26 protein-coding genes are annotated in these 24,546 nt (G+C 61.1%); 13 read left to right on the forward strand and 13 right to left on the reverse strand.

Annotated elements, in window-relative coordinates:
- Nucleotides 1-107: 107 nt before the first annotated feature.
- Nucleotides 108-887: a class II aldolase/adducin family protein gene (locus tag ERD78_RS10140; protein WP_245152424.1), complete on the reverse strand. Its 780-nt coding sequence runs from the start codon at nt 885-887 to the stop codon at nt 108-110.
- 273 nt (nt 888-1,160) lie between these two features.
- Here ERD78_RS10140 and ERD78_RS10145 point away from each other — a divergent pair, with 273 nt between their 5' ends.
- The gene (locus tag ERD78_RS10145) at nt 1,161-1,640 is read left to right on the forward strand and encodes a carboxymuconolactone decarboxylase family protein (RefSeq protein ID WP_129969194.1); all 480 of its coding nucleotides are present in this window, start codon (nt 1,161-1,163) and stop codon (nt 1,638-1,640) included.
- 86 nt (nt 1,641-1,726) lie between these two features.
- On the opposite strand, the gene ERD78_RS10150 is transcribed toward ERD78_RS10145, so the two are convergent.
- Nucleotides 1,727-2,845, reverse strand: a complete 1,119-nt coding sequence (locus ERD78_RS10150; protein ID WP_245152425.1) for a calcium:cation antiporter — start codon at nt 2,843-2,845, stop codon at nt 1,727-1,729.
- 301 nt (nt 2,846-3,146) lie between these two features.
- Here ERD78_RS10150 and ERD78_RS10155 point away from each other — a divergent pair, with 301 nt between their 5' ends.
- The 4 genes from ERD78_RS10155 to pyrF all read left to right on the forward strand — a co-directional run bounded on the left by ERD78_RS10155 (nt 3,147) and on the right by pyrF (nt 6,568).
- Nucleotides 3,147-3,434: a co-chaperone GroES gene (locus ERD78_RS10155; protein ID WP_129969195.1), complete on the forward strand. Its 288-nt coding sequence runs from the start codon at nt 3,147-3,149 to the stop codon at nt 3,432-3,434.
- 33 nt (nt 3,435-3,467) lie between these two features.
- On the forward strand, nt 3,468-5,114 hold the full coding sequence (gene groL / locus ERD78_RS10160) for a chaperonin GroEL (protein ID WP_129969196.1): 1,647 nt from the start codon (nt 3,468-3,470) through the stop codon (nt 5,112-5,114).
- A 218-nt stretch (nt 5,115-5,332) separates the two neighbouring features.
- Entirely contained in the window at nt 5,333-5,719 is a 387-nt protein-coding gene (locus tag ERD78_RS10165) for a diacylglycerol kinase (protein ID WP_167668906.1), read from the forward strand.
- A 15-nt stretch (nt 5,720-5,734) separates the two neighbouring features.
- Nucleotides 5,735-6,568 carry an orotidine-5'-phosphate decarboxylase gene (pyrF, locus tag ERD78_RS10170; protein ID WP_129969197.1) on the forward strand — a complete coding sequence of 278 codons (834 nt, stop codon included), beginning with the start codon at nt 5,735-5,737 and terminating at the stop codon, nt 6,566-6,568.
- On the opposite strand, the gene ERD78_RS10175 is transcribed toward pyrF, so the two are convergent.
- The 6 genes from ERD78_RS10175 to ribBA form a co-directional block, all read right to left on the reverse strand.
- Nucleotides 6,551-7,060 carry a CinA family protein gene (locus ERD78_RS10175; RefSeq protein ID WP_167668907.1) on the reverse strand — a complete coding sequence of 170 codons (510 nt, stop codon included), beginning with the start codon at nt 7,058-7,060 and terminating at the stop codon, nt 6,551-6,553. The two genes, pyrF and ERD78_RS10175, sit on opposite strands and share 18 nt — an antisense overlap.
- A 32-nt stretch (nt 7,061-7,092) precedes the next feature.
- Nucleotides 7,093-7,620: a phosphatidylglycerophosphatase A family protein gene (locus ERD78_RS10180; RefSeq protein WP_129969198.1), complete on the reverse strand. Its 528-nt coding sequence runs from the start codon at nt 7,618-7,620 to the stop codon at nt 7,093-7,095.
- 14 nt (nt 7,621-7,634) lie between these two features.
- On the reverse strand, nt 7,635-8,600 hold the full coding sequence (gene thiL / locus ERD78_RS10185) for a thiamine-phosphate kinase (protein ID WP_129969199.1): 966 nt from the start codon (nt 8,598-8,600) through the stop codon (nt 7,635-7,637).
- A gap of 64 nt (nt 8,601-8,664) precedes the next feature.
- Nucleotides 8,665-9,165, reverse strand: a complete 501-nt coding sequence (gene nusB / locus ERD78_RS10190) for a transcription antitermination factor NusB (RefSeq protein ID WP_245152426.1) — start codon at nt 9,163-9,165, stop codon at nt 8,665-8,667.
- Between the two features lie 4 nt (nt 9,166-9,169).
- Nucleotides 9,170-9,682, reverse strand: a complete 513-nt coding sequence (gene ribH / locus ERD78_RS10195) for a 6,7-dimethyl-8-ribityllumazine synthase (protein ID WP_129969201.1) — start codon at nt 9,680-9,682, stop codon at nt 9,170-9,172.
- 10 nt (nt 9,683-9,692) lie between these two features.
- Complete coding sequence (gene ribBA / locus ERD78_RS10200) at nt 9,693-10,874, reverse strand: bifunctional 3,4-dihydroxy-2-butanone-4-phosphate synthase/GTP cyclohydrolase II (RefSeq protein ID WP_129969202.1); 1,182 nt, start codon at nt 10,872-10,874, stop codon at nt 9,693-9,695.
- A 76-nt stretch (nt 10,875-10,950) separates the two neighbouring features.
- Here ribBA and ERD78_RS10205 point away from each other — a divergent pair, with 76 nt between their 5' ends.
- Nucleotides 10,951-11,787 (forward strand): IclR family transcriptional regulator, encoded by an 837-nt coding sequence (locus ERD78_RS10205; protein WP_129969203.1) that lies wholly within the window; start codon nt 10,951-10,953, stop codon nt 11,785-11,787.
- A 7-nt stretch (nt 11,788-11,794) separates the two neighbouring features.
- On the opposite strand, the gene ftsY is transcribed toward ERD78_RS10205, so the two are convergent.
- A complete protein-coding gene (ftsY, locus tag ERD78_RS10210) occupies nt 11,795-13,147 on the reverse strand; it encodes a signal recognition particle-docking protein FtsY (protein ID WP_245152427.1) in 1,353 nt (450 codons plus the stop codon).
- 120 nt (nt 13,148-13,267) lie between these two features.
- Here ftsY and ERD78_RS10215 point away from each other — a divergent pair, with 120 nt between their 5' ends.
- The 3 genes from ERD78_RS10215 to ERD78_RS10225 all read left to right on the forward strand — a co-directional run bounded on the left by ERD78_RS10215 (nt 13,268) and on the right by ERD78_RS10225 (nt 14,793).
- A complete protein-coding gene (locus ERD78_RS10215; protein WP_129969204.1) occupies nt 13,268-13,864 on the forward strand; it encodes an RsmD family RNA methyltransferase in 597 nt (198 codons plus the stop codon).
- Between the two features lie 68 nt (nt 13,865-13,932).
- Nucleotides 13,933-14,451, forward strand: a complete 519-nt coding sequence (coaD, locus tag ERD78_RS10220; RefSeq protein WP_129969205.1) for a pantetheine-phosphate adenylyltransferase — start codon at nt 13,933-13,935, stop codon at nt 14,449-14,451.
- Between the two features lie 90 nt (nt 14,452-14,541).
- Nucleotides 14,542-14,793 carry a YfhL family 4Fe-4S dicluster ferredoxin gene (locus tag ERD78_RS10225; RefSeq protein ID WP_129969206.1) on the forward strand — a complete coding sequence of 84 codons (252 nt, stop codon included), beginning with the start codon at nt 14,542-14,544 and terminating at the stop codon, nt 14,791-14,793.
- 24 nt (nt 14,794-14,817) lie between these two features.
- Here ERD78_RS10225 and ERD78_RS10230 read toward each other — a convergent pair whose 3' ends face one another.
- Both ERD78_RS10230 and ERD78_RS10235 read right to left on the reverse strand, forming a co-directional pair.
- The gene (locus ERD78_RS10230) at nt 14,818-15,210 is read right to left on the reverse strand and encodes an MOSC N-terminal beta barrel domain-containing protein (protein WP_129969207.1); all 393 of its coding nucleotides are present in this window, start codon (nt 15,208-15,210) and stop codon (nt 14,818-14,820) included.
- 41 nt (nt 15,211-15,251) lie between these two features.
- On the reverse strand, nt 15,252-17,927 hold the full coding sequence (locus ERD78_RS10235; protein WP_167668908.1) for an AsmA family protein: 2,676 nt from the start codon (nt 17,925-17,927) through the stop codon (nt 15,252-15,254).
- Nucleotides 17,928-18,196: 269 nt separating this feature from the next.
- Between ERD78_RS10235 and ERD78_RS10240 the strand changes: the two genes are divergently transcribed.
- On the forward strand, nt 18,197-19,474 hold the full coding sequence (locus ERD78_RS10240) for a bifunctional O-acetylhomoserine aminocarboxypropyltransferase/cysteine synthase (protein ID WP_129969209.1): 1,278 nt from the start codon (nt 18,197-18,199) through the stop codon (nt 19,472-19,474).
- 32 nt (nt 19,475-19,506) lie between these two features.
- On the opposite strand, the gene ERD78_RS10245 is transcribed toward ERD78_RS10240, so the two are convergent.
- Nucleotides 19,507-19,911: a YidB family protein gene (locus ERD78_RS10245; protein ID WP_129969210.1), complete on the reverse strand. Its 405-nt coding sequence runs from the start codon at nt 19,909-19,911 to the stop codon at nt 19,507-19,509.
- 133 nt (nt 19,912-20,044) lie between these two features.
- Between ERD78_RS10245 and ERD78_RS10250 the strand changes: the two genes are divergently transcribed.
- The 3 genes from ERD78_RS10250 to ERD78_RS10260 are packed head-to-tail and all read left to right on the forward strand — an operon-like array spanning nt 20,045 to nt 22,910.
- Nucleotides 20,045-21,163 carry a Re/Si-specific NAD(P)(+) transhydrogenase subunit alpha gene (locus tag ERD78_RS10250; protein WP_129969211.1) on the forward strand — a complete coding sequence of 373 codons (1,119 nt, stop codon included), beginning with the start codon at nt 20,045-20,047 and terminating at the stop codon, nt 21,161-21,163.
- Nucleotides 21,163-21,474: an NAD(P) transhydrogenase subunit alpha part 2 gene (locus ERD78_RS10255; protein WP_129969212.1), complete on the forward strand. Its 312-nt coding sequence runs from the start codon at nt 21,163-21,165 to the stop codon at nt 21,472-21,474. Before ERD78_RS10250 ends, ERD78_RS10255 begins: the two co-directional genes overlap by 1 nt.
- Nucleotides 21,471-22,910: an NAD(P)(+) transhydrogenase (Re/Si-specific) subunit beta gene (locus ERD78_RS10260; protein WP_129969213.1), complete on the forward strand. Its 1,440-nt coding sequence runs from the start codon at nt 21,471-21,473 to the stop codon at nt 22,908-22,910. Before ERD78_RS10255 ends, ERD78_RS10260 begins: the two co-directional genes overlap by 4 nt.
- 10 nt (nt 22,911-22,920) lie before the next feature.
- Here ERD78_RS10260 and amaB read toward each other — a convergent pair whose 3' ends face one another.
- Nucleotides 22,921-24,423: an L-piperidine-6-carboxylate dehydrogenase gene (amaB, locus tag ERD78_RS10265; RefSeq protein ID WP_129969214.1), complete on the reverse strand. Its 1,503-nt coding sequence runs from the start codon at nt 24,421-24,423 to the stop codon at nt 22,921-22,923.
- Between the last annotated feature and the right edge of the window lie 123 nt (nt 24,424-24,546).

Here is a 24,546-nt window from a genome sequence, read left to right on the forward strand (position 1 = left end):
CAGCCGGCATCAGCGCAGGCACGGACGGCAAGCAGCGCCAGACGCAGCTTGCGGTATAGGGCGGCCCGCGGGAAGCCATGCGCGGGCCATCGATCAGGGTGAGTCGATCAGGTTCTGTATGAAGGGTCCATGCGGTCGAGTTTGCGCAGCAGCGCGGGCCACTCCATCAAACCGTAGGGACGCCGTGTTCCCGGCTGATAATTGCGCCATGTGTCTTCCAGCACACTGGAAGGCACGGCGCGCAACGGCGAGTTGCAAGACATGGCGGCCACCTGTGAGCGGCATGCAAGTTCCAATCTATGCATCCAGTTGAAAGCCTCTCCAACCGTCCTTCCGGCCACCAGCGCCCCATGATTGCGCAGAATAAGCGCCTCGCCCTGCCCCAGGTCCTCCACGAGCGAGGCCTTCTCTTCATCCTTGAGCACAACGCCGACATAGTCGTGATAGCCGATTTTCAGGAAGCGCATCGCCGTCTGCGTGATGGGCAACAGGCCGCACTCAAGCGCGGATACCGCCATGGAAGCCCAGCTGTGCGTGTGGATGATACAGGCGACATCGTGGCGGGCCTCATGTATGGCACTGTGAATGACATAGCCGGCCTTGTTGATGCCGTAGTTCAGTTCGCCGAAATCGGGCCTGGAAAGCACATTGCCATCCAGATCTATCTTGACGAGGCTGGAGGCGGTAATTTCCTCGTACATCATCCCGTAGGCGTTGATGAGAAAGGCGTTGTCCTCGTCCGGAACGCGCATGGAAATATGGTTGGCCATCATGTCGGACATGCCATAGATCTCGACCAGCCGGTAACAGGCTGCAAGATCAACTCTTGCCTGCCATTCCTGTTCGGAACATTGCGACCGCATCGAGGGAATTTCCAGACTGCTCATCCACGTCCTCCGGTTGATTCTTGTTCTAGCATAGATAGCCGGCGCGTTTCATGCTAGTAAGCAAATACTCAAGGCGTGTTCAGTATTCATGAAGAGCACATCGCCCCCCGGCTGCAGGCTTGGCCCAAGCGAAAAGCACGTTCTTGGCTCTTCACCGACGGATGCCATGCCGGCATTATTTAATATCAGCAGGATGCCAAGGCACGGGGCGTGCCCACTTCAAGCCCCGACAGGCCCGCGCATTCGGCAGGTAATCAACCAGGATCAGATCATATGAATCAGCGTTTGGCGTATTTCGAAGTCTCGCCCGAGCTTGCAAACCAGTATCGGAACTTCAGCATGAGTCTGAAGAAAAGTGCCGTCGTCAGGGAGTTCGACGACCTGGTGTCGATCAGGGCGTCCCAGATCAATGGCTGCGCCTTTTGCGTGGACATGCACGTGAAACAGGCCAAGATTCACGGCGAACGGGCGTTGCGCCTGCATCATATCGCCATATGGCGGGAATCTCCTCTTTTCACGCCACGTGAACGAGCGGCGCTGGCCTGGACCGAAGCCCTGACCACGCTGGCGCCGCATGGGGTTTCCGATGCGGTTTACGACGCAGTCCGCGCAGAGCTCTCAGAGGCGGAAATTTCGGACCTTACCTTTCTGGTGGTCGGCATCAATGGCTGGAACCGGCTGAACGTCGCTTTCCGGACACCCTCAGGATCCGCCGACAAAGAGTATGGCCTGGACAAGGCCGGCTTGAACTGAAACGGCCCATGTCATTCTTCCGGGCTGGGGTTCTCGGCGAACGCATATGCCGCCAGTCGCGTCTTGTCCGGCAGCAGGCGCATGGGCTAGAGTCCCAATGCGGTCAGCATCAGAAACGCCGTAAACAGAATGAAATGCGTCATCCCTTCGATGGCGTTGGTCTGGCCGTCATTCAGATTGATGGCAGCGGCAAAAAGCGTTATGGCCACCATCACGGTCTGTACCGGTGTCATGGCCATCTCCAGGGGTTTGCCCGTAAGCAGCGACAGCGCCTCCATGGCCGGCACGGTCAATATGACGGTGGACAGCGAGGCGCCCATGGCAATATTGACCACTGACTGCATGCGATTCGCCAGCGCGGCGCGAAGGGCGGTAAGAATCTCCGGACAGGCGGAAATCGTCGCCACCAGCAGGCCTGCCAGCATGGGCGGTGCCGACATGGCGGCGAGACTGACATTCAGGCTCTTGGACATGACCTCGGCCAGTGCGCCTATGATCACAATGCCCAGCACCAGGATTCCGGCGGACATCATGCTGGAATTTGCGGCATGGGGCTGCGGATGCGTGCTTCGCCGGCGTTTCTCGGGGTAGCTGTAGCTGAAGAAATAACTGTGCGCACCTACCTGCATACGCACAAACAATGAATACAGCACCAGCATCGCGCCTATGGTATAGATGGCATAGATATGTCTGCGAGCCTCGGGAATGAACTCAGGCACGATCATTGATATGCCCATGGCGGTCAATATCATGACGCCGTACACTCTTCCCGAATCGTCGTTGTACGACTGCTCGCCATGCTTCAGGCCCCCCATGAGCGCAGCCAGACCGAGAATGCCATTGATATCCAGCATTACCGCCGCGTATATCGTATCGCGCACCAGCGTCGGCGACTGCTCGTGACCCACCATGATGCCCAGGATCACCACCTCGACCAGCACGGCCGACAGGGTCAGGATCATGGATCCATACGGGTCTCCCACCTTCTCGGCCAATATCTCGGCATGGTGGGCCACCCGGAGGGAAACGCCAACGATCGCAGCCACCAGCACGGCTGCGGCCGCCAGGGCGACCAGCGGCCCGTTATCCACCAGCGCATGTTCGCATGCGTAGGCCAGCACGCCAATGATCACCGCGCCGGCGAGCAGATACTCTTCCCTAAAAGTGCGCCGCAAAGGCGGCATTGTGTCAGTCGAGTCGGTCATGGGTTTGCGCCTGGGGTGGGCCCGCCATCAAGCAAGTGCTGTGCCTCGTCATGTGCGGCGACGGGAAAATATCATTCGCAATATATTGAGACTGGATCCGTTTAGCCAGGCTAAATTCAGCCCGGCGTACATCCTGATATGTAACTAACTGAAACTTTGACCGCACACCCTCTTGAAGATCCTCGTATCATCCCTATAATTAGCACTCGATGGGGTTGAGTGCTAACAGAGCATTCTGTCGGCTTCGACCTCTCAGCGATACGAACCAATCAATCCCAATTCATTGAACAGGAGTTCCTCCATGGCACTGCGTCCTTTGCACGATCGCGTGATCGTCAAGCGCCTGGACAACGAGCGCACCACTGCCTCCGGCATCGTCATTCCCGATAGCGCCGCTGAAAAGCCCGATCAGGGTGAAGTCGTGGCCGTTGGCCCCGGCAAGAAGACCGAAGACGGCAAAGTCCTGCCCGTAGATCTGAAGGCTGGCGACAAAGTGCTGTTCGGCAAGTATGCCGGCCAGTCGGTCAAGGTCGATGGCGAAGAGCTGCTCGTCATCCGCGAGGAAGAAATCCTCGCCGTGATCCAGTAAGACACATACACGAATCACTAAAGGAATTTCACAATGGCTGCTAAGCAAGTTTATTTCGGCGATGACGCACGCTCCCGCATCGTGCGTGGTGTCAACGTCCTGGCCAACGCCGTCAAGACCACTCTGGGCCCCAAGGGCCGCAACGTCGTGCTTGATCGCTCCTTCGGCGCCCCCACCGTCACCAAAGACGGTGTGTCGGTTGCCAAGGAAATCGAACTGAAAGACAAGTTCGAGAACATCGGCGCACAACTGGTCAAGGAAGTGGCCTCCAAAACTTCCGATAACGCGGGCGACGGCACCACGACCGCCACTGTCCTGGCCCAGTCCGTCGTCGAAGAAGGCCTGAAGTACGTTGCCGCCGGCATCAACCCCATGGATCTCAAGCGCGGTATCGACAAGGCTGTCGCCGCCGCCGTCGAAGAGCTCAGGACCCTGTCCCGTCCTTGCACCACCAGCAAGGAAATCGCCCAGGTTGGCTCCATCTCCGCCAACAGCGACGAATCCATCGGCAAGATCATCGCCGATGCGATGGACAAGGTCGGCAAGGAAGGCGTCATCACCGTTGAAGACGGCAAGTCGCTCGACAACGAACTGGACGTCGTCGAAGGCATGCAGTTCGACCGCGGCTACCTGTCGCCCTACTTCATCAACAACCCCGACAAGCAAGTGTCGGTTCTGGAAGACCCCTATATCCTTATCTTCGACAAGAAGATCAGCAACATTCGCGATCTGCTGCCCGTGCTCGAGCAAGTTGCCAAATCCAGCCGTCCGCTGCTCATCGTGGCCGAAGATGTCGAAGGCGAAGCGCTGGCCACGCTCGTGGTCAACAACATTCGCGGCATCCTGAAGACCACCGCCGTCAAGGCGCCCGGTTTCGGCGATCGCCGCAAGGCCATGCTGGAAGACATCGCCATCCTGACCGGCGGCGTCGTCATCTCCGAAGAAACCGGCATGTCCCTTGAGAAGGCCACGCTGGAAGACCTCGGCCAGGCCAAGCGCATTGAAGTTGCCAAGGAAAACACCATCATCATCGACGGCGCTGGCGACAGCAAGTCCATCGAAGCTCGCGTCAAGCAGATCCGCGTCCAAATCGAGGAAGCCACCTCCGACTACGATCGCGAAAAACTGCAGGAACGCGTTGCCAAGCTGGCTGGCGGTGTTGCCGTCATCCGCGTGGGCGCTGCCACCGAAGTCGAAATGAAGGAAAAGAAGGCGCGTGTCGAGGACGCCCTGCACGCCACCCGCGCTGCGGTGGAAGAAGGCATCGTACCCGGCGGCGGTGTTGCACTGATCCGCGCCAAGGCAGCCATCGCCAAGGTCAAGGGTGACAACTCCGACCAGGAAGCCGGCATCAAGCTGATCCTGCGTGCTGTTGAAGCCCCGCTGCGTACCATCGTCAGCAACGCCGGCGAAGAAGCCAGCGTGGTCGTCAACGAAGTCAGCAACGGCAAAGGCAACTACGGCTACAACGCCGCTACCGGCGAGTACGGTGACCTGGTCGAGCAAGGCGTGCTGGATCCCACCAAGGTGACCCGCACCGCGCTGCAGAATGCGGCCTCCGTGGCCAGCCTGCTGCTTACCACAGAAGCCGCCGTGGCCGAGATCGTGGAAGACAAGCCTGCTGCCCCGATGCCCGACATGGGTGGCATGGGCGGTATGGGTGGCATGGGCGGCTTCTAAGCCGTGTCATGACACCGCCGGGGCGTACCGCCCCGGTTGCCACAACAGCAAGCAAGGCCTCCGGTTCTCCGGAGGCCTTTTCTTTTGCTCTCTACACGCTGGTGGCGGGCCTGCTTGCGGCAGGCAGCGACACGCCACTGCAGCTTACGGCAGCGCGAGACATGGCCTGTAGATACTTACTCACTATAATGCGAGCACAATTCACGCATTCTGAAGCCATGCACTCCTCCTACAAGAGCAAAGGCGGGCCGGCCCGCCTTGTCAATGCCCTGCGATATTCCGCAAAAGGCCTGGCCGCCGCCTTCAGGCACGAAGCCGCATTCCGCCAGGAGTTGCTGATGGCTGCCGTGCTGGTCCCCGTTGCCGTGTGGATCAGTCGCAGTCTGGCGGAAGCGGCCCTGCTGATCGGCGTAGTGGTGTTCGTATTGATCGTGGAGCTGCTCAATTCGGCCATAGAGGCCCTGGCAGACACCATCACGGTGGAGCATCATCCGCTTATCGGACGCGCCAAGGACCTGGGCAGCGCAGCGGTGCTGTTGTCACTGCTGGTGCTGGTGCTGACCTGGGCGGCCGTCGTCGTCTCACATCTCATGCAACGCTTATAACCATTCAATCGAGCCATGATCTTCACCCAAAAACTCGAACAAGCCTGGGCCGCAACAGGCTCGCTGCTGACAGTGGGGCTGGACCCCGATCCGCAACGATTTCCCGCCGAACTGTCGGGTCGGCCAGACGCTATTTACGAGTTCTGCCGCGCCATCGTTGACGTCACAGCGCAGTATGCTTGTGCGATCAAGCTGCAGATCGCCTATTTTTCAAGCGCGCGCGCAGAGGATCAGCTCGAGGATCTCTGCGCCTATATCCAGGACCAACACCCTAACCTACCCATCGTGCTGGACGCCAAACGTGGGGATATTGGCTCCACCGCAACGCATTATGCAACCGAGGCATTCGAGCGCTACGGGGCGGACGCCGTCACCGTCAATCCCTATATGGGCTACGACAGCATAGAGCCTTATCTTTCATGGAGAAGCAAGGGTGTCATTGTCTTATGTCGAACATCCAACACGGGCGGCTCCGATCTGCAGTTTGTCGAATCCGCCCAGGGAGAGCCGCTATATCTGCGAGTAGCCCGCCTGGTTGCCGAAAGATGGAACACCAGCGGCCAGTGTGCGCTGGTGGTGGGTGCCACATTTCCGGAGGAGCTTGCCAGAGTGCGCGCCCATGTGGGCAACATGCCTCTGCTGGTCCCCGGTATCGGCGCGCAGGGCGGCGACATCCCTGCTACCGTCAAGGCCGGCCTTGACAGTCGCGGCACAGGCATGCTGATCAACTCCTCCCGCGCCATCCTGTATGCCAGCGGCGGCGACGACTGGCGCGAAGCGGCCGCGGCGGCGGCGCGCGCCACACGCGACGCCATCAATACCGCACGCTCCCTAGTCCTGGGGGGCTGATAGGTCGATTGCCGTGCGAATGGCGAATGCAACCGCCGCGCGGCGTATGGCGGCGCGGTCGCCTTCGAAAATGCGGGTCATGGCGCGTGTGGAGACACCGCCCGATGTGCGATGCGCAAAGCCAAAGCACACCATGCCCACCGGCTTGCCCGGCGTGGCACCATCCGGCCCTGCAATGCCTGTGGTGGACACGGCCAACTGGGCACGGCTGGATGCCGCGAGCGCGCCCGAGGCCATTTCCATGGCAGTCTCTTCGCTGACAGCGCCAAAGTGCTCCAGTGTATCTTCACTGACACGCAGATGCTCGACCTTGGCAGCATTGCTATATGTCACGAATCCCCGGTCGAACCATGCGCTCGAGCCCGGCGTTTCAGTCATGGCGGCGGCCAGCAGCCCGCCCGTGCAGGATTCGGCGCAGGCGAGCATCCAGCCGCTCTGCTCAAGCAGCTTGCCCAATGCCGCTGCAAGCTCCGCATTGTTGTCCATCGTCATGATAGCCTCTAGCCAAGAGAAACAAGGTTGCGTCACAGGACGCCAAAACGCACCAGCACAGCCATGAGCAGCAAGCTGTATGCCGCCGCCATCAAGTCATCCACCATGACACCAAGGCCATTGCGTATATGCCGATCAAGGTAGCGTACCGGCGGCGGCTTGAGAATGTCGAAGAAGCGAAAAATAATGACGGCAATCAATTGCGCCAGGATGGACGGCGGCGTAAGCCACAACACCAGCCAGATAGCGACGATCTCGTCCCAGACCATGCCGCCATGGTCATGGACCCCGAGCTCCCTCCCAACGCGCTGACAGAGCCAGCAGCCCACAGCGAACGCCAGCGCCAGAACAACGGCGATCGCGGCGTCGGATAGCCGGGACACGGCCACCAGCCACAACAACCATCCCACCAAGGTTCCCCATGTGCCGGGGCCGGGACGCAAAAGCCCACTTCCGAAACCAAAAACCAGCACACGAGCCGGGGACCGGAAAATCCATGCCGGATGCGGCCTTGTCTTGCGCGAAGGTGATGTTTCGGGAGCGTGTAGGTCTTCAGTCATGAGCGTTCCGCCAATCATGAAAAGTGATCGAAGCCGCCCGCGGGCAGGCTGACAGCCTGCCCCTCTGCATCAATAACATGCAGCCCCGGCGCCTCGCGGATGACGCCGACACGCGTCGCCAGGACGTCCGCCCGCCGGGCACAAGCCTGGATTTCGTCTCGTGCCTCGGACGGCGCAGTAAAGCACAGTTGGTAGACATCGCCGCCGGCAAGCACGGCGCGCTGGATCACATCGGGATCCAGTCCCGACCTCGAGACCGCCGGATGTATGGGCATGCGCGCATAATCGAGTCGAGCACCACAGTGGCTGGCCTCGAGAATATGGCCAAGGTCCTGCAAAAGCCCATCGGAAATATCGAGCGCCGCATGGGCAAGGCCAGCCAGCGCGGGTGCAAAAGACCAGGGCGGATCGGGCCTGTCCAGCGCATCCCGGGTTGCGGCCAGCAAATCGGGGTTGGCGGGCAACTTCCCCAGCCTAAGCTGCAGGGCCACATCCGCCGCCCCCAGGAGGCCTGTAACCCAGATATCGTCCTCAGGCCGTGCGGCGCTGCGCAGCAGGGCCTGGCCCGCAGGTACCTGCCCCAGCACGGTCACGCTGATTACAAGGCCAGCGGGGCTCCGGGTGGTGTCCCCGCCAATCAAAGGGCAGCGTGCCCGCTGCGCAAGGCAGTGAAAGCCTTCCGTAAAGGCCGCCAGCCATGTGTGGTCAATGCGAGGCAGCGAGAGGCCAAGCAGGCAGGCAAGCGGCTCCGCGCCCATGGCAGCCAGATCGGAAATATTGACCGCCAGCGCCTTGTGGCCAAGACTGCCTGGGTCATCCTCGGCCAGAAAATGCGTGCCTTCAATCAGCAAATCGGTGCTGGTGGCCATTTGCCAGCCTGTCCTGGGTGCCAGCAGGGCGCAGTCGTCGCCCACGCCCAGCATGCCGGCGGGCGCGGCCCGCCTGAAATACCGGGAGATCAGGTCAAATTCTGTATCCAAGATAGCAAGGTCCAGACGTGTGCCCCAGGTTGATCATGCCGCCGCAGGTGGATTGGCCTTCCGCCTAGCGGCGCCTGGCCGAGGCACTGGTTTCGGCCTGTCGAACATCGGCGGCCACCTTGTCGAGCACGCCGTTCACGAACTTGAAGCCATCGGTGCCGCCAAATGACTTGGCCAACTCGACCGCCTCGTTGATGGCGACCTTGTAGGGCACTTCGATGTGGTTGATAAGTTCGAAACTGCCTATGAGCAATATGCCGTGCTCTATCGGCGACAATTCGCCCAGCGGACGGTCCACATACGGCATGAACTGCTCCCGCAGCGCGGGCGCGGCATGCACGACACCATCGAACAATGTCTTGTACCAGTCGGCGTCCGCGTCCTGGAACTCGCTGTCATCCCGGATATGCGCATCGATTTCGCCGGCATCCTGCAGGCCGCTGCCCCCGCGCAGCAGCCAGGCGTATATGCCTTGCAGGGCAAATTCGCGCGCACGCCGCCGCGCACTGCGGGCGCTGGCCCGCGAGCCGCCCGACGGCGTACCCTGCGTCTTAGCTGTGGTCAAGATATCAATCCTCTTCGTCGTCTTCGTCGAAATCTTCGTCGTCCTCGTCATCGGACTCTGGCTCCAGTGCGGCCACCAGATTGGCCATCTCCACCGCCGCGCGCGCGCAATCGCGCCCTTTGTCGGCGGAGCGCGCCTGCGCCTGTTCCTCGGTATCGGTGGTAAGGACGCCGTTCGCGACAGGAATGCCTGTTTCAAGCGCCACACGGCTCATGGCGGATGCACTCTCGTTGCTGACAATTTCGAAATGATAGGTCTCACCGCGGATAACGGCGCCCAATGCGATCAGTGCGTCAAACTCGAATGTCTCGGCCATCTGTGCCAGCGTGACGCCCAGTTCAAGCGCGCCGGGCACGGATACGACCATGACGTCGCGCTCGTCCACGCCCAGTTCGGCGAGTTCGGCCAGGCAGGCATCAAGCTCGGCAAGGCCGATTTCCTCGTTGAAACGCGCCCGTACGATACCAATGTGCAGACCTTCACCGTTTAGATCCGGAGCCATGGTGTAAGGAGTCATGAGATGTCCTTTATGGGGTGGTAGGTTCACTATCGTAACCTGTTATCGTCAGCGAAAAGCCGGTCATGCTGGGCATTTTTCGCGGGCGGGCCAACAGACGGGCCTTACCGACATTCAGGTCGCGCATGATTTGCGCTCCGATGCCATAGGTGCGCAGGCCGTAGCGATTGTCGCGTTCGGATGTCTTTGCCTCGACCGGCTCCTCTTCCGCCCAGCTTTCGAACTGGCCAAAGAGCAGGTCCGCCGAACCTTGGCAGTTGAGCATGATGAGCACACCGGACGGTGCCGCTGCTATGGCGCGCAGGGCGCTGGGTATGCCCCAGCTGTGCGAGGTAGCGCCTTCGAACATGACATCGAGCAGGCTGGTGGGCTCATGCACCCGCACCAGCGCCTCGGTATCGGGCTGGATGTCGCCGTGCACCAGCGCGAGATGCAGGGCGCCGGATGCGAGGTCTCTGTAGGCCACCGCTGCGAAAGGCCCCCACGGCGTCTGCACATCGCGCGAAGCGATACGCTCGACCATGGATTCGTGCTCGCTGCGGTATTGAATGAGATCAGCAATGGTGCCGATCTTCAGGCCGTGCTCAGTGGCGAATCGCTTCAGATCCGGCAAGCGCGCCATGGTGCCGTCGGGCTTGAGAATTTCGCAGATAACAGCGGCTGGCGTCAGGCCAGCCAGGGCCGTAAGATCGCAGCCAGCCTCGGTGTGGCCAGCGCGCACCAGGACGCCGCCCTTAACGGCCTGTACAGGAAAGATGTGACCTGGCTGCACGAGATCGGAGGGCTTGGCGTCGCGGGCCACGGCAACCTGGATGGTGCGCGCGCGATCAGCCGCGGAAATGCCTGTGTCCACGCCCTCGGCGGCTTCTATGGACATCGTGAAATTGGTACCGAAGCGCGTGCCGTTGCGGCTTGCCATGAGCGGCAGCTGCAATTGCCGGCAGCGTTCTTCGGTAAGGGTAAGACAGACCAGGCCGCGCGCATGGGTGACCATGAAATTGATGGCCTGCGGCGTGACATACTGGGCCGCCATGACCAGGTCGCCTTCATTTTCCCGGTCTTCTTCGTCGACAAGAATAACCAGGCGACCCGCGCGCAGTTCGGCCACGATCTCGGAGACGGGAGAGATGCCGCAGGCCGCGTCGCCGGACGCGTCCACGGTATCGGGATGTAGATTGGTAAGATTGCTCATCGTTGCAGGCCCAGTGAATGTGGCACCATTTTAACCCGTGACGGGCATGGCGCCCGCGCCCGTTGTATAGTGCGGCATGACGCAAAGAACCCGCAACGCCGACCCCGACGCACGCCGCAGCATCCAGTCCGTGGAGACAGGCTTCCGGCTGCTGGAAGCACTGGTCGACGCCGGCATCCCTCTCAATCTGGGCGACCTGGCTGCCCGCGCGGGTATGAGCTCGTCGCGCGCGCATCCCTACCTGGTGAGCTTCACACGCGTGGGCGCCGTCCAGCAGGACGACGCCACAGGCCGCTACGAACTGGGGCCCTTTGCACTTCAGATGGGTCTGGTCAGTCTGCAAAGACTGGATCCGGTGCGACTTGCCCTGCCTCATGTCACCCGGCTTGCGGGGGAAATCGGCCACACGCTGGCCATTGCCGTGCTGGGTTCGCACGGGCCCACAATGATACATATCTCCGAAGCCAGCTATCCCGTGCATGTCAATATGCGTAAGGGCACCGTCATGTCCATGCGCCACACGGCCACCGGGCATGTATTTGTGGCCTGGCTGCCGCCGAAGGTAACACGCCACTATATCGACCGGGAATTGGGCGATGCCGCCGTTGTTACCAGCATCACACCAGAGCGGCCAGACGATGACGCCCTGCAGGGCCTGGTGCGGGATATCCGGCGGGCTGGCCTCGCGCGGGCTCTCGGCAACCCGCTGCCGGGTATCGATGCGCTTTCAGTGCCGGTATTCGACCATTCGGGCAATATCGTGTTGGCATTGACCAGCCTGGGGCCCAGCACCCTGTTCGATGCCAGCCCCGATGGCGCCATCGCCACAGCGCTGATGCGCTGCGCGGGCGCGATTTCAAGTCAATTGGGCTACCGAGGCCCCTGGCCCGCTCAAGAGAGCGGGACGCCCTAGCCGCCCGCTATTCGCCGACCAGGGCGGCGGCAAACTCTTTGGCAACAAAGGGCTGAAGGTCGTTCAACCCTTCGCCCACGCCGATCCAGTACACCGGGACAGGACGCACGCCCTGGCTGCCCGCCGCCACCGCGGCCAGGGTGCCGCCCTTTGCCGTGCCGTCCAGCTTGGTGACAACCAGGCCGGTGAGATTGATGGCGGCATCAAATGCCCGTATCTGCGCAATGGCGTTCTGGCCGGTATTGCCGTCAACGACAAGAAGCACCTCGTGCGGGGCGGCGCTGTCCGCCTTGCTGATGACGCGTCGGATTTTTTTCAGCTCCTCCATCAGATGCAACTGGGTGGGCAACCGCCCCGCCGTGTCGACCATGACCACGCCAGCCTCGCGCGCGCGTCCGGCGTTGACTGCGTCAAATGCCACGGCCGCCGGATCGCCGCCTTCCTGCGCAATGACATTGACATGATTTCGCTTGCCCCATTCGATCAGTTGTTCGCGCGCAGCAGCCCGGAAAGTATCGCCCGCGGCAAGCAGCACGCTGGTTCCCTGAGCCTGAAAATGATTGGCGAGCTTGCCGATGGAGGTCGTCTTGCCTGCACCGTTGACGCCGGCAATCATGACAACCATCGGTTTGGTTTGGCCCAGCGGAAACTTCTTTTCCAGGGGGGCCAGATGATCAGCCAGAATATCGCGCAAAGCGGCACGAACCTGGCCGGCGTCCTCCAGGCGCTCTTTGCGAACACGCGTGCGCAGGCTGGCCAGCAGCTTCTGCGTGGCCTCCACGCCGGCATCCGCCATGATCAGCGCCGTTTCCAGCTCGTCGAACAGGTTTTCATCGACCTTCACGCCAACGAAAATCCCGCCTATGCTCTGCCCCGTGCGCGACAGGCCCTGACGCAAGCGCGTCAACCAGGATGTACGCGCCGGCGCGGACGTGGGCTCCGCTTCCGATTCGGCGTCTGCCCTGGGTTTGTGGTCCGGCCCCGGATCCTGCTCCGGTTCCTGCTCCGGTTCCTGCGCCGATCCGGGTTCGGGTCCAGGCTCGGATTCGGGTTCGAGCTGCGGTACCTGCTCGGGCTCGGGTTTGGGTTCGGGCTGCGGTTCGGATTCGACACGAGGAGGCGACGGCTCAACCGCGGCGTATCCGGGCACCAGGGCATGGGATTCCGGCGTCGCGGACTTCAGTGCTTCGCCGGCGGGCGCCTGTTCGGGAGCGGGGGGAGCGAGCGTCCCCTGCGCATCGTCGGAAGAAGCGCCAGCCTGCCCCGAAGCATCGCCAGCGCCCTGTTCCTGCCCCTCGGCTGGCGTGTCATTGTCGCGCCCAGCCGGTGCCGGTTTTTTTCTTTTAAAAAAACTGAACATACCCTTTACACTATTCCCATTCGGCAAATGCCGCCTCGGCGAGCCGCGGCGTCATGCCGCAGGCAACTTCGTCAGGCATTTGCGCCAGCACACATGCAGGCATGTTGCCAGACATCATCCATGAAAAAACACATAGTCCGTATTGTAGGCGGTGATTATCGCAAAACGCCGATACCCGTCATCGACGCACCCGGCTTGCGCCCCACGCCCGATCGGGTGCGCGAAACCCTCTTCAACTGGCTGCGCCACTTCTGGACCGGCCAATTCGCCGGCAAGCAAGTGCTGGACCTGTTCGCAGGCACCGGTGCGCTGGGCCTGGAGGCAGCATCGCACGGCGTGGGCCGCGTGCTGATGGTCGAGTCCTCCCCACAAGCGGTGGCCGCGTTGCGCGCGCTGCGCACGCGGCTGGGCGCCGACAGCGTGCGCATCCACGCCGGGGACGCCATCATGGTGCTTGATCGCCTTGATGATGCCGTGTTCGATCTGGTCTTGCTTGACCCACCGTTTGGCAAGGGCTGGCTGGACAATCTATGGCCTCGCCTTCCCAATGCCTTGCGCCACGGCGGTCTGGTGTATGTGGAGGCCGAAGAGGCTATTTCAGCACCTGCCGGGTTCGATCTGCTGCGCCAATCAAAAGCTGGTCAGGTTCATTTCCATCTGTTCCGATTTGCTGCAACGCAAGAAAACGACAATAATCCAGCTTTGGAACAAGAATAAGTGCCCCGGACGCATACGGCATTCGACGGCTATATTGGCGACAAACCTCACAGATACCCAGAACTTGCATGATTACTGCAATATATCCCGGAACATTCGACCCCATGACACGCGGCCATGAAGACCTCGTGAGACGCGCCGCAGGTCTCTTCGACCACGTCGTGGTCGGTGTCGCCGACAGCCGGGCGAAAAAGCCGTTCTTTACCGTCGAAGAGCGCGTGGAGATCGCCCGTGAAGTCCTGGGGCATTATCCCAATGTCGAGGTCTTCAGCTTTGCGGGCCTGCTCAAGGACTTCGTGCGCGAGCGCAATGGCCGCGTCATCGTACGCGGCCTGAGAGCCGTATCCGATTTCGAGTATGAGTTCCAGATGGCCGGTATGAACCGCCATTTGCTGCCTGAGGTGGAAACGCTGTTCATGACGCCCTCCGAGCAATATCAGTTCATTTCCGGCACCATTGTGCGGGAAATTGCGTTGCTGGGCGGCGACGTCAGCAAGTTCGTGTTCCCTTCGGTGGAGCGCTGGCTGCATGAAAAGGCCAGCCGCAGGCGCGCGCAGCAAGAGCAGGAACGAAGCCAGCAGGGTTAATCAGCGCCCATACACGCGGCCGGATTACACTATCCCGAGGGCGCGTCGCGCTCTGTTGCCCCGATTTTGTTCTTGCAGGAAGTTTTTGCCATGGCACTGCACATTACCGATGAATGCATCAACTGCGATGTGTGCGAGCCGCAATGCCCGAACAACGCCATTTTCATGGGCGTGGAAATCTACGAGATCGAAGCAAGCAAATGCACGGAATGCGTGGGCCACTTCGATGAGCCGCAATGTCAGGTGGTGTGCCCGGTCGAATGCATCGTGATAGATCCCGAACACACTGAAGACGGCGACATGCTCATGGCCAAGTACCGCCGCCTGACCGGCAAGGGCTGAACAAGCCCTTGCTTTGTCGGCGTTTCAGCGTGCGTCCGGCCAGGGCACTTGCTGCCCTTCCGGATCAAGTTTCGCCAAGCGGCAGGGCCGCCCGAGATAGGTCGACAGCCAAGTAGCGGCCAGATCGCCCTCGTCGACAACGTCCACTTCCACGCCCGCCACGGTTGCCTTGCGACGCACGCTGTCGTCATCCTCGATTACGTCCAGCGGAATATCCAGGCGCAGCATGCCTGGCGCGCGTACGACAAGATAGCCAAAGCGCAGGCCCACCTCGATGCCTGCCAGCGCATCGCCGTGCGTGCGCGACAGCCATTCCCCCTTGTCATCGACCACCAGCCAACGCCGGTCGTAGGAGGCCGCGTCGGCATCAGACACGCCGCCACAGGCGGCAATCGGAAAATAAACAGCGTCGGTCATGGATATTTGCTCCAGGAATATTCGCGGGCTTCGTCCGCGCGTCATTGCCCCAGCAGGCCCTTGATGGCCTCGCCGATGCTCTTGACCGGATCGGCATGCGGCGTGGCTGCGGGCTTGTCGGATTTTCTGCTTTTCTGGCTGGCCTGATTGGACAGCATGTCGACCAGGCCTTCGCTGACTGCCTGCTCGATCTCCTTGCTATTGATGCTGTCCCATTGAACACGGAATGAGGGCGCATTGGTGGGACCGGAGATACGCAGCGGGATCGTAACGCCTCGAAGATTGGCGAGATTCCTTTCCGATTGGCCCTTGGTGGTACCCACCAGGCGCACATTCACCATCAGATCCATCTGATCGTTGACCAGGTCCACCGTGGCAGGCTTACCCTGTGTGACGCGCAGCAAGGGAGCCGCCATGTTCAGCCGGGAGATGGTCGCCTGCCCGCGCTCAAGATCGACATCCGCATCCAGCGACGTGAAATCGGTTTGGCGCCCCATGTCGATCTGATTTGCAATACCCGGCAATTGGCCACTGAATACATTGCGCACCGCTTCGTTGACTTCCCCCAGAGTGCGCAGGAGGTCGATGCCCCGCACGGCGCCATCGCGCACGCGCAGCTGAACGGAGCCCGTGAGGCCCGCCTCCAGGGCGGCGCTGGTCGACCCTTGGCTGCGCACATCGACCTTGATTGTTCCTTTGCCGCGCAGCCTGTCTTCGCGGCCATAGTCGTGCAGCAGCGACCCCACGTCCACGCCCGATAGCGTGAGTGCGGCACCCAGCGCGTTTTTCGAGTCCGCCGTCAGCCGGCCGACGAGTGTACCGCCATACAGCGACGCATGCAGATTGTTTACAGCCATCCGGCCATCGCTTGCACGCAGATCCGCAGACACATCCGAAGCCTGAAGGGACTGCGCCTTCAACTCGCCGATCTTGAAGGTACCCGACAGATCGACGGAATCAAGAAAGGCCATATCGAGCGTGTCGCTGCCGGCGGCCGATGACCGGGGCTCGGCCTTGGCGGGCGCCTGCTTTTCAGCGCCGCCCTCCTTGGCCGCAGGCTTACCTTCCGCCGCTGGCTTTGCGGGCGGAACCGGAAACATGGTATTGAAATCGAGCTTGTCGGCGGTCAGGGCGAACTTGATCTTCGGGTCCTGAAGCTGCGTGGCGTCGAGGCGGAAGTTGAGTTTGCTGCCGCTCAGCACGGCGTCGATTTCGCTGGCGAGCTTGTCCTTGACCAGATCGGCCTGCAAACTTCCAATGAAAGGAAATTCAAAGCTCCCACCGGGCAGGGCGGTATCGTTGATACGGATATCGCCCTTCATGGCGGACAGGCCTCCGGCGCGTCGAAACACGCCCCATGTGGCCGGCGATGTCATGTTCAACTGCACCAAGCGTTGGTCTTCCTTCAGGCTGGCCTCGATCTTCAGCTCTTTGAGCGTAAGGTTGGCGGCGTCGCCGCCCAGGCCGGACATGCCCAACGAAACGCCCAGCACGCTATCGGGCCGGGTCAGTTTGACCGTGCCTTGCACAGGCTCACCCTTCGCCGCCTCCGGCGAGACGGACAGGCTGGGTGCATCGAAGGCAATATCAAAAGCCTGTTCGGGTGTCTTCCCCTTGGCACGAAACGCCAATTTTTCCACGCGAAGCTCCGCCCTGCTGCGATCCACCTTGAGCCGGGGCGCGGTCAACGAGGTCTCGAGCCCCGCGATAGGATGCGGTCCCTCCACATCCCCCTGCACCTGCATTTCCAGATTGCTGACATCAAGCAGGTCGGCGTGATTGTCGTAGGCCACATTGCCCCGCAACACTGCCGTCTTGGCCGTGAGCTCGCCGAGCTTCCCGCTGATTTGCAGGTTGAGTTTCTGTGCGGAATATTTCTGCTCATTGGGATTGAACTGTACCAGCGCCTGGCCCGACAAGGCCGCATCGGCCTCGGGGTGTTTGCCGATGAGCCGACCCTTCAGGGCCACATCGAATGCCTGGTTGAATGTCATCCGTCCCGTATTGACTTCCAGCTTTTCGATCCGTCCCAAGGCACCAGTTCTTGTGTCATACAGATGAATTTCGCCGTTTTTCAGATCCAGACCGGCGATATCGATCTGCAGATCCGTGCGGCGCACGGCCTCCTGTGCGGCCGCAATGGACAAAGGCGAAAAGCGGAAACCGCTGGAACCATGCTCCGTGGCGGCCACCGGCGCCGCGCCGTCTGGCATGGCCTCATCCACACTCGCTTGCTGCGCGCCCTTCCCAGCGCCATCGGCGCCCACCAGCGCCCCGGCGACCAGGGCGGACGGATGAGCCCGTACCGCAACGCGCTCACGGCCGAGCAAATCGTCGAAATTGAAATGGCCGTTTTCGTCACGCCGAATCCAGGCCTTGAATCCCGAGACGGCTACATGATCGACCACAAGCCGGTTGGACAGCAGCGGCCAAATGGCCACTGCGAAACGCGCGCTGTCTATGGATGCGAACAGATCGTCGCTGTCGCGGTTGGACAGCGAAACATCCTGAACCGACAGGCCTATGCGCGGGAAAAGTGAAAGCTCGATATCCCCGTTGATGGACAACGTACGGTGATACCGGTTGTAGACGACCTCCTCCAGCTTGTTCTTGTAAGCATTGGGATCGAACGTCAAAAGAAAGATGGCAATGCCCACCACTGCGGCAATGATCACCACAACCAGACTGAACAATACCCGCTTCAACCAAACTTTCATTAATGGGCCTCGAAAACCAGGGGCACGCCCCCCCGCCATTTTTAAGCGAATAGGTGGAATGCTAACCCATCAAGGTATGACGCGTCAGGGGCAATGCTGAATATGCCCCCCGGGATGATCCAAATAATCGCCAACCGCAGCGTCTTTTACTTTAATATAACCATAGGAAATATAAACATGTTGCAATCGTCCTTTCAGCCAGGGGCGGCAGCCATTACGATGCGGACTAGTCACGCCTTATTTTTTTCATCACACAACTACGCAAAATCATGAAATTCGAGACACTTGCCATTCATGCCGGCTATCAGCCCGACCCCACGACCAAGAGCGTCGCCGTCCCTATCTATCAGACAACCTCCTATGCCTTCGACAGCACCCAACATGGCGCGGACCTGTTCGATCTGAAAGTGCCGGGCAATATCTATACCCGCATCATGAACCCCACCAATGCCGTGCTTGAGGAGCGCGTAGCGGCGCTGGAGGGCGGGGTGGCCGCATTGGTCGTTGCTTCAGGCATGGCGGCCGTGACTTACGCCATCCAGACTATCGCGCAGGCTGGCGACAATATTGTTTCAGTGTCCAAGCTATATGGGGGCACCTACAACCTTTTCGCCCATACCTTTCCGCGCCAGGGCCTTACAGTGAAATTTGCGCCTCACGACGATGTGGCGGCGCTGGAAAGCCTCATCGACGAGCATACCAAGGCCGTGTTCTGCGAATCCATAGGCAATCCGGCGGGCAATGTGGTGGATATCGAGGCAATTGCCGAGGCGGCGCACAGGCATGGGGTGCCGCTTATCGTGGACAATACCGTTGCATCGCCTGCGCTATGCCGCCCCATTGAATACGGGGCCGATATCGTGGTGCATGCGCTGACAAAATACATGGGCGGACACGGCACCACCATCGCGGGCGCGATTGTCGACTCAGGCAAGTTTCCGTGGGCCGAACACAAGGACCGTTTCCCCATGCTGAACGAGCCCGATCCCTCCTATCATGGGGTGGTCTACACCGAAGCATTCGGCCCGGCCGCCTACATCGGCCGCTGCCGGGTTGTGCCGCTGCGCAACACTGGCGCGGCGCTGTCACCTTTCAACGCATTCCTGGTACTGCAAGGCGTGGAAACACTGCCACTGCGCATGGCTCGCCATACCGAGAATGCCTTGGCGGTGGCGCGCTTCCTGCAGCAACATGATCAAGTATCGTGGGTGCAATATGCCGGGCTTGAGGATCATCCGGAGCACGCGCTGGCGAAAAAGTATTTCGACGGCAAGCCGGCCAGCATACTGTCCTTTGGCATCAAGGGCGGCAGCGCCGCGGGTGCGCGCTTCATCGATGCACTCAAGCTTATCCTACGCCTGGTCAACATCGGGGATGCAAAGTCGCTGGCCTGCCATCCCGCATCCACCACACACCGCCAGCTCAATCCCGACGAGTTGGCCAAAGCGGGGGTGGGAGAAGACATGATCCGCCTATCCATCGGCATCGAGCACATTGACGACCTGATCGAAGACCTGGAGCAGGCCTTGGCGGCGAGCAGGGGCTGAGAGCCCGCAACCGCGCGCCGCACGATTGTTGACTACAGCTTGCCGAGCAGGCCCGATACCGAGCCGAGCAGGTTGTCGTCCAGGCCGCTCGCCGCACTCTCTTCGCCATCGGGGGTGGCCTGATCGACCAGCGAGGGCAGCAGCGACGTCAGATTCCGCAGCACGTCGCCCTTGTCCTGCCCGCTTTCCTGCGCCATGGCGTTGATCATGCCGTCTCCGAGCACGGACTGGACCTGATCCGTGGATATAGGCAGGTTCTGGCCCGGACCGACCCACGAGGCGATAACTTCACCCAGGCCGCCTTCACGAAAACTGGCCAAAAGCCCCTGCAATCCGCCCGGATATTTCTTGATCTGATCCATCAGGACGGGCAGGAGCGCCGCCTGCCCCGCGCCTTGCCCTCCCAGGGCGGAAGAGATCGAGTCGAGTAGTCCCATTTCATTCTCCTGTGTTTTGAATGCGACAGAAGCCAGTCTACTGAATAATCCCCGGGAAGAATGCAAATAAGTGTGTGGACAACTTGGTATAGTGTCCACCAAAGAATATTGATCAGGTGGAGAGCACAGCCTTATGCAAACAGGAATTCCGCGCGAGCGCCGGGGCGGCGAGACCCGCGTGGCGGGCACCCCCGAAATCGTCAAGAAGTATGTAGCCGCGGGACATACCGTGCTCGTTGAGAAAGACGCGGGCGCGCTGGCGCATTTTCCCGACGCAGCCTACGAGCAGGCGGGCGCCCGCATCGTGGACCAGGGCGATGCGCTGGCCGCAGAACTCGTGCTGAAAGTTCGAGCGCCCGACCCACAGGAGCTTGCCTTGATGAAGCCAGGCTCGGTGCTGGTGGGTATGCTGGACCCTTTCGATGCCGACGGCCTGGCGCGGATGGCCGCGGCCGGCCTCACCGCGTTTGCACTGGAGGCGGCGCCGCGCATCACGCGCGCGCAGAGCCTGGATGTGCTTTCATCTCAAGCCAATCTGGCCGGATACAAGGCCGTGTTGCTGGCAGCCAATCAATATGGCCGCCTTTTTCCCATGATGATGACCGCCGCGGGTACGCTCAAGGCGGCCCGGGCCGTCGTGCTCGGCGCAGGCGTGGCCGGATTGCAGGCGATCGCCACGGCCAAGCGCCTTGGCGCGGTGGTCGAGGCATCGGATGTGCGGCCTGCCGCCAAAGAGCAGATCGAATCGCTGGGTGCCAAGTTCATCGATGTACCCTACGAAACCGATGAGGAGCGCGAGATCGCCGAAGGAACTGGTGGCTACGCGCGCCCCATGCCGGCCGCATGGATGGCGCGCCAGGCGGCGCTGGTGGCCGAACGCTGCAAGCAGGCCGATATTGTCGTCAGCACCGCCCTGATACCCGGCCGCCCCGCCCCCGAGCTCATCAGTGCGGACACCGTGCATGGGATGAAACCTGGGTCGGTCATCGTGGACCTGGCCGTCGAGCGCGGCGGCAACTGCCCCCTATCCGAGAAGGATAAGGTTGCCATGGTGAATGGCGTGGCCATTATCGGCTACAGCAATCTGGCCGCACTTGTGCCGCACGACGCGTCAGCGCTGTACGCCCGCAATATATTTGACTTCCTGAAGCTGGTGACCGGTGCCGAAGCGCAACTGGACATTCAGCACGATGATGAAATCGTCGCCGCCTGCCTGGTATGCAAGGACGGCAAAGTACTGAGGAATGCCTGATGGAACTGGTCAACCACACCCTCATCAACCTGATCATTTTTGTGCTCGCCGTTTATGTTGGCTTTCACGTCGTCTGGAATGTGACGCCAGCACTGCATACGCCGCTGATGGCCGTGACCAACGCCATCTCTGCCATCATCATCGTGGGGGCGATGCTCGCCGCCGCGCTGACTACAGGCGGACTGGCGCACACCATGGGAATTTTTGCCGTGGCGCTCGCCGCGGTCAATGTTTTCGGCGGCTTCCTCGTCACACGGCGCATGCTGGAGATGTTCAAGAAGAAAGAGAAAAAATCGGGAGGCCAGTCATGATCTCCATGGACCTGGTCACACTGCTGTACCTCATTGCCTCGGTCTGCTTCATCCAGGCGCTCAAGGGACTGTCGCACCCGACCACGTCGCGGCGCGGCAATGCCTTCGGGATGGCAGGCATGGCTATCGCGGTGCTGACGACAGCAGCATTGATCGTGACGCTGGCCGCCCAGGGCAGCGCTGCCATCGGCCTTGGGCGCGTTGTTCTGGGACTGCTGATAGGCGGCACACTGGGCACGATCATGGCAAAGCGTGTCGAAATGACCAAGATGCCCGAGCTGGTAGCCTTCATGCATAGCATGATAGGTCTTGCCGCGGTGGCCATCGCCATCGCCATCGTGTCCGAACCGCATGCCTTCGGCATTGCTGCCCAGGGAGCCCCCATCCCCACCGGCAACCGGCTCGAACTGTTCATCGGCACATTCGTGGGCGCCATCACCTTCTCGGGGTCCGTGATTGCCTTCGGCAAGCTGGCCGGCAAATACAAGTTCCGGCTGTTTCAGGGCGCGCCCGTGGTGTTTCGCGGCCAGCATATGCTGAATCTAATCGTGGGCCTTGCAATGATCGCCTGCGGCCTCTGGTTCATGGCGACGCAGGCTTGGCTGCCTTTCATCATCATGGCCCTGCTGGCATTCGCGCTGGGCGTGATGATCATCATCCCCATTGGCGGCGCCGACATGCCGGTGGTGGTATCGATGCTCAACAGCTATTCAGGCTGGGCTGCCGCAGGCATAGGCTTCTCGCTGAACAATCCCATGCTCATCATTGCCGGCTCGCTGGTCGGATCGTCGGGCGCCATTCTGTCCTACATTATGTGCAAGGCCATGAACCGGTCTTTCTTTAATGTCATACTGGGCGGCTTCGGCGCCGAGCCGGGCGCCGCCGCAAGCGCGGGCGGGTCGGCGCAACGCAACGTGAAGTCGGGCAGCCCGGAGGATGCTGCTTTTCTCATGAGCAATGCCGAGACCGTCGTGATCGTGCCGGGCTACGGCCTGGCGGTCGCCCGCGCCCAGCACGCGCTCAAGGAACTGGCCGAAAAACTGGCCGATAGCGGCGTGACCGTCAAGTACGCCATCCATCCGGTGGCCGGCCGCATGCCGGGTCACATGAACGTGCTGCTGGCTGAAGCCGAGGTGCCATACGACCAGGTATTCGAAATGGAAGACATCAACGGTGAATTCTCCCAGACCGACGTCGTGCTGGTATTGGGAGCCAACGATGTCGTAAACCCCGCGGCCAAGAACGACCCGGCATCGCCCATTGCCGGCATGCCCATTCTCGAAGCCTACAAAGCCAGGACGGTAATCGTCAACAAGCGCTCCATGGCTGCCGGCTATGCCGGCCTGGAGAATGAATTGTTCTACATGGACAAGACCATGATGGTCTTTGGCGACGCCAAGAAAGTCATCGAAGACATGGTCAAGGCGGTGGAATAGGGATACGCGGTCAATCGTCTCCGAACTTGATGCCCTGGGCCAGCGGCAATTCGCGCGAATAGTTGATTGTATTTGTCGCCCGCCGCATATAGGCCTTCCAGGCATCGGACCCCGACTCGCGCCCTCCGCCTGTCTCCTTCTCGCCGCCGAAGGCGCCTCCGATCTCGGCGCCCGAAGTGCCGATATTGACATTGGCAATGCCGCAATCGGACCCTTCAGGCGATGTGAATCGCTCCGCCTCACGCAGGTCCGTGGTAAACACAGCGGACGAAAGGCCCTGCGGAACGCCATTCTGCATCGTCAGCGCATCGTCAAACGACTCGTAGCGCATGACATACAAAATAGGCGCGAATGTTTCCTGGCAGACCACCTCTGTCTGTTCCGGCATCTCCACCAGCGCGGGCGAAACATAGAACGCATCCGGATAGGCATCCTGAAGCTGCCGTTCGCCGCCGAACACAGCCCCGCCATGCGCGCGCGCCTGTTCAAGCGCTAATTGCATCGCCTCGAACGCTGCCCTGTCGATCAACGGTCCGACCAGCGTACCCGCTTCCAGCGGGCTGCCGACGCGCGCGCTGGCGTATGCCTTCTTCAGTTTTTCAACCAGACGATCGGCGACCGAATGGTGCACGATCAGGCGCCGAGTGCTCGTGCATCGCTGCCCGGCGGTGCCCACCGCGCCAAATAGAATACCGCGCGCCGCCATGTCGAGATCCGCCGACGGTGTCACAATGATGGCATTGTTGCCGCCCAGCTCCAGCAGGCAGCGACCGAATCGCTGTGCCACACGGGGTCCGACCTCCCGGCCCATGCGCGTGGATCCCGTTGCCGAGACCAACGCAACGCGCGCATCGTCCACCAGCGCCTCGCCGACCTCCCGCCCGCCGATCAGCACGCCCAATAGCCCCTGCGGCGCGTCGCCGAATCTTTCCATTGCACGCCGCAGCAGCGCCTGACATGCCAACGCGGTCAGTGGTGTTTTCTCGGACGGCTTCCACACCACCGCATCGCCGCACACCAATGCCAGGGCGGTATTCCACGACCACACGGCCACCGGAAAATTGAAGGCTGAGATGACACCCACGACGCCCAGCGGATGCCAGGTTTCCATCATGCGGTGCCCTGGCCGCTCTGACGCGATCGTAAGGCCATACAGCTGACGAGACAGGCCTACGGCAAAGTCGCAGATATCGATCATCTCCTGCACTTCGCCCTCGCCTTCCGCTGTAATCTTGCCAGCCTCTATCGACACAAGCCGCCCCAGGGCCTGCTTGTGCGTGCGCAGTTCCTCGCCCAGCAGCCGCACCAGTTCGCCCCGCCGCGGCGCAGGCACGCGGCGCCATGCGAGAAATGCCTCGTGCGCCTGCCCGATGATTTGAATCGTTTCGTTTCTCGTGTGCTCGCTCAATACGGCAATGGATGCGCCATCGACCGGCGAGCGGACCTGCAAGGTTCCGCTCGACAGCGCGGAGGAGTCAAGACCCAGTTCCTTGAACAGCTCGGTGATATCCATCTGTTGTTCCTCAAATGCATCAATACATGCGCGTGGAAGTCCACGGGGTGCCCAGCCGCGGCAGCCGTTCAATGGCCGTGTCCGCCCAACCGGCGTGTAGGGTCCAGCATAGCATGAACATTT

Origin of the sequence: Allopusillimonas soli, from assembly GCF_004153445.1 — a bacterium.
Lineage (GTDB): Bacteria > Pseudomonadota > Gammaproteobacteria > Burkholderiales > Burkholderiaceae_B > Allopusillimonas > Allopusillimonas soli.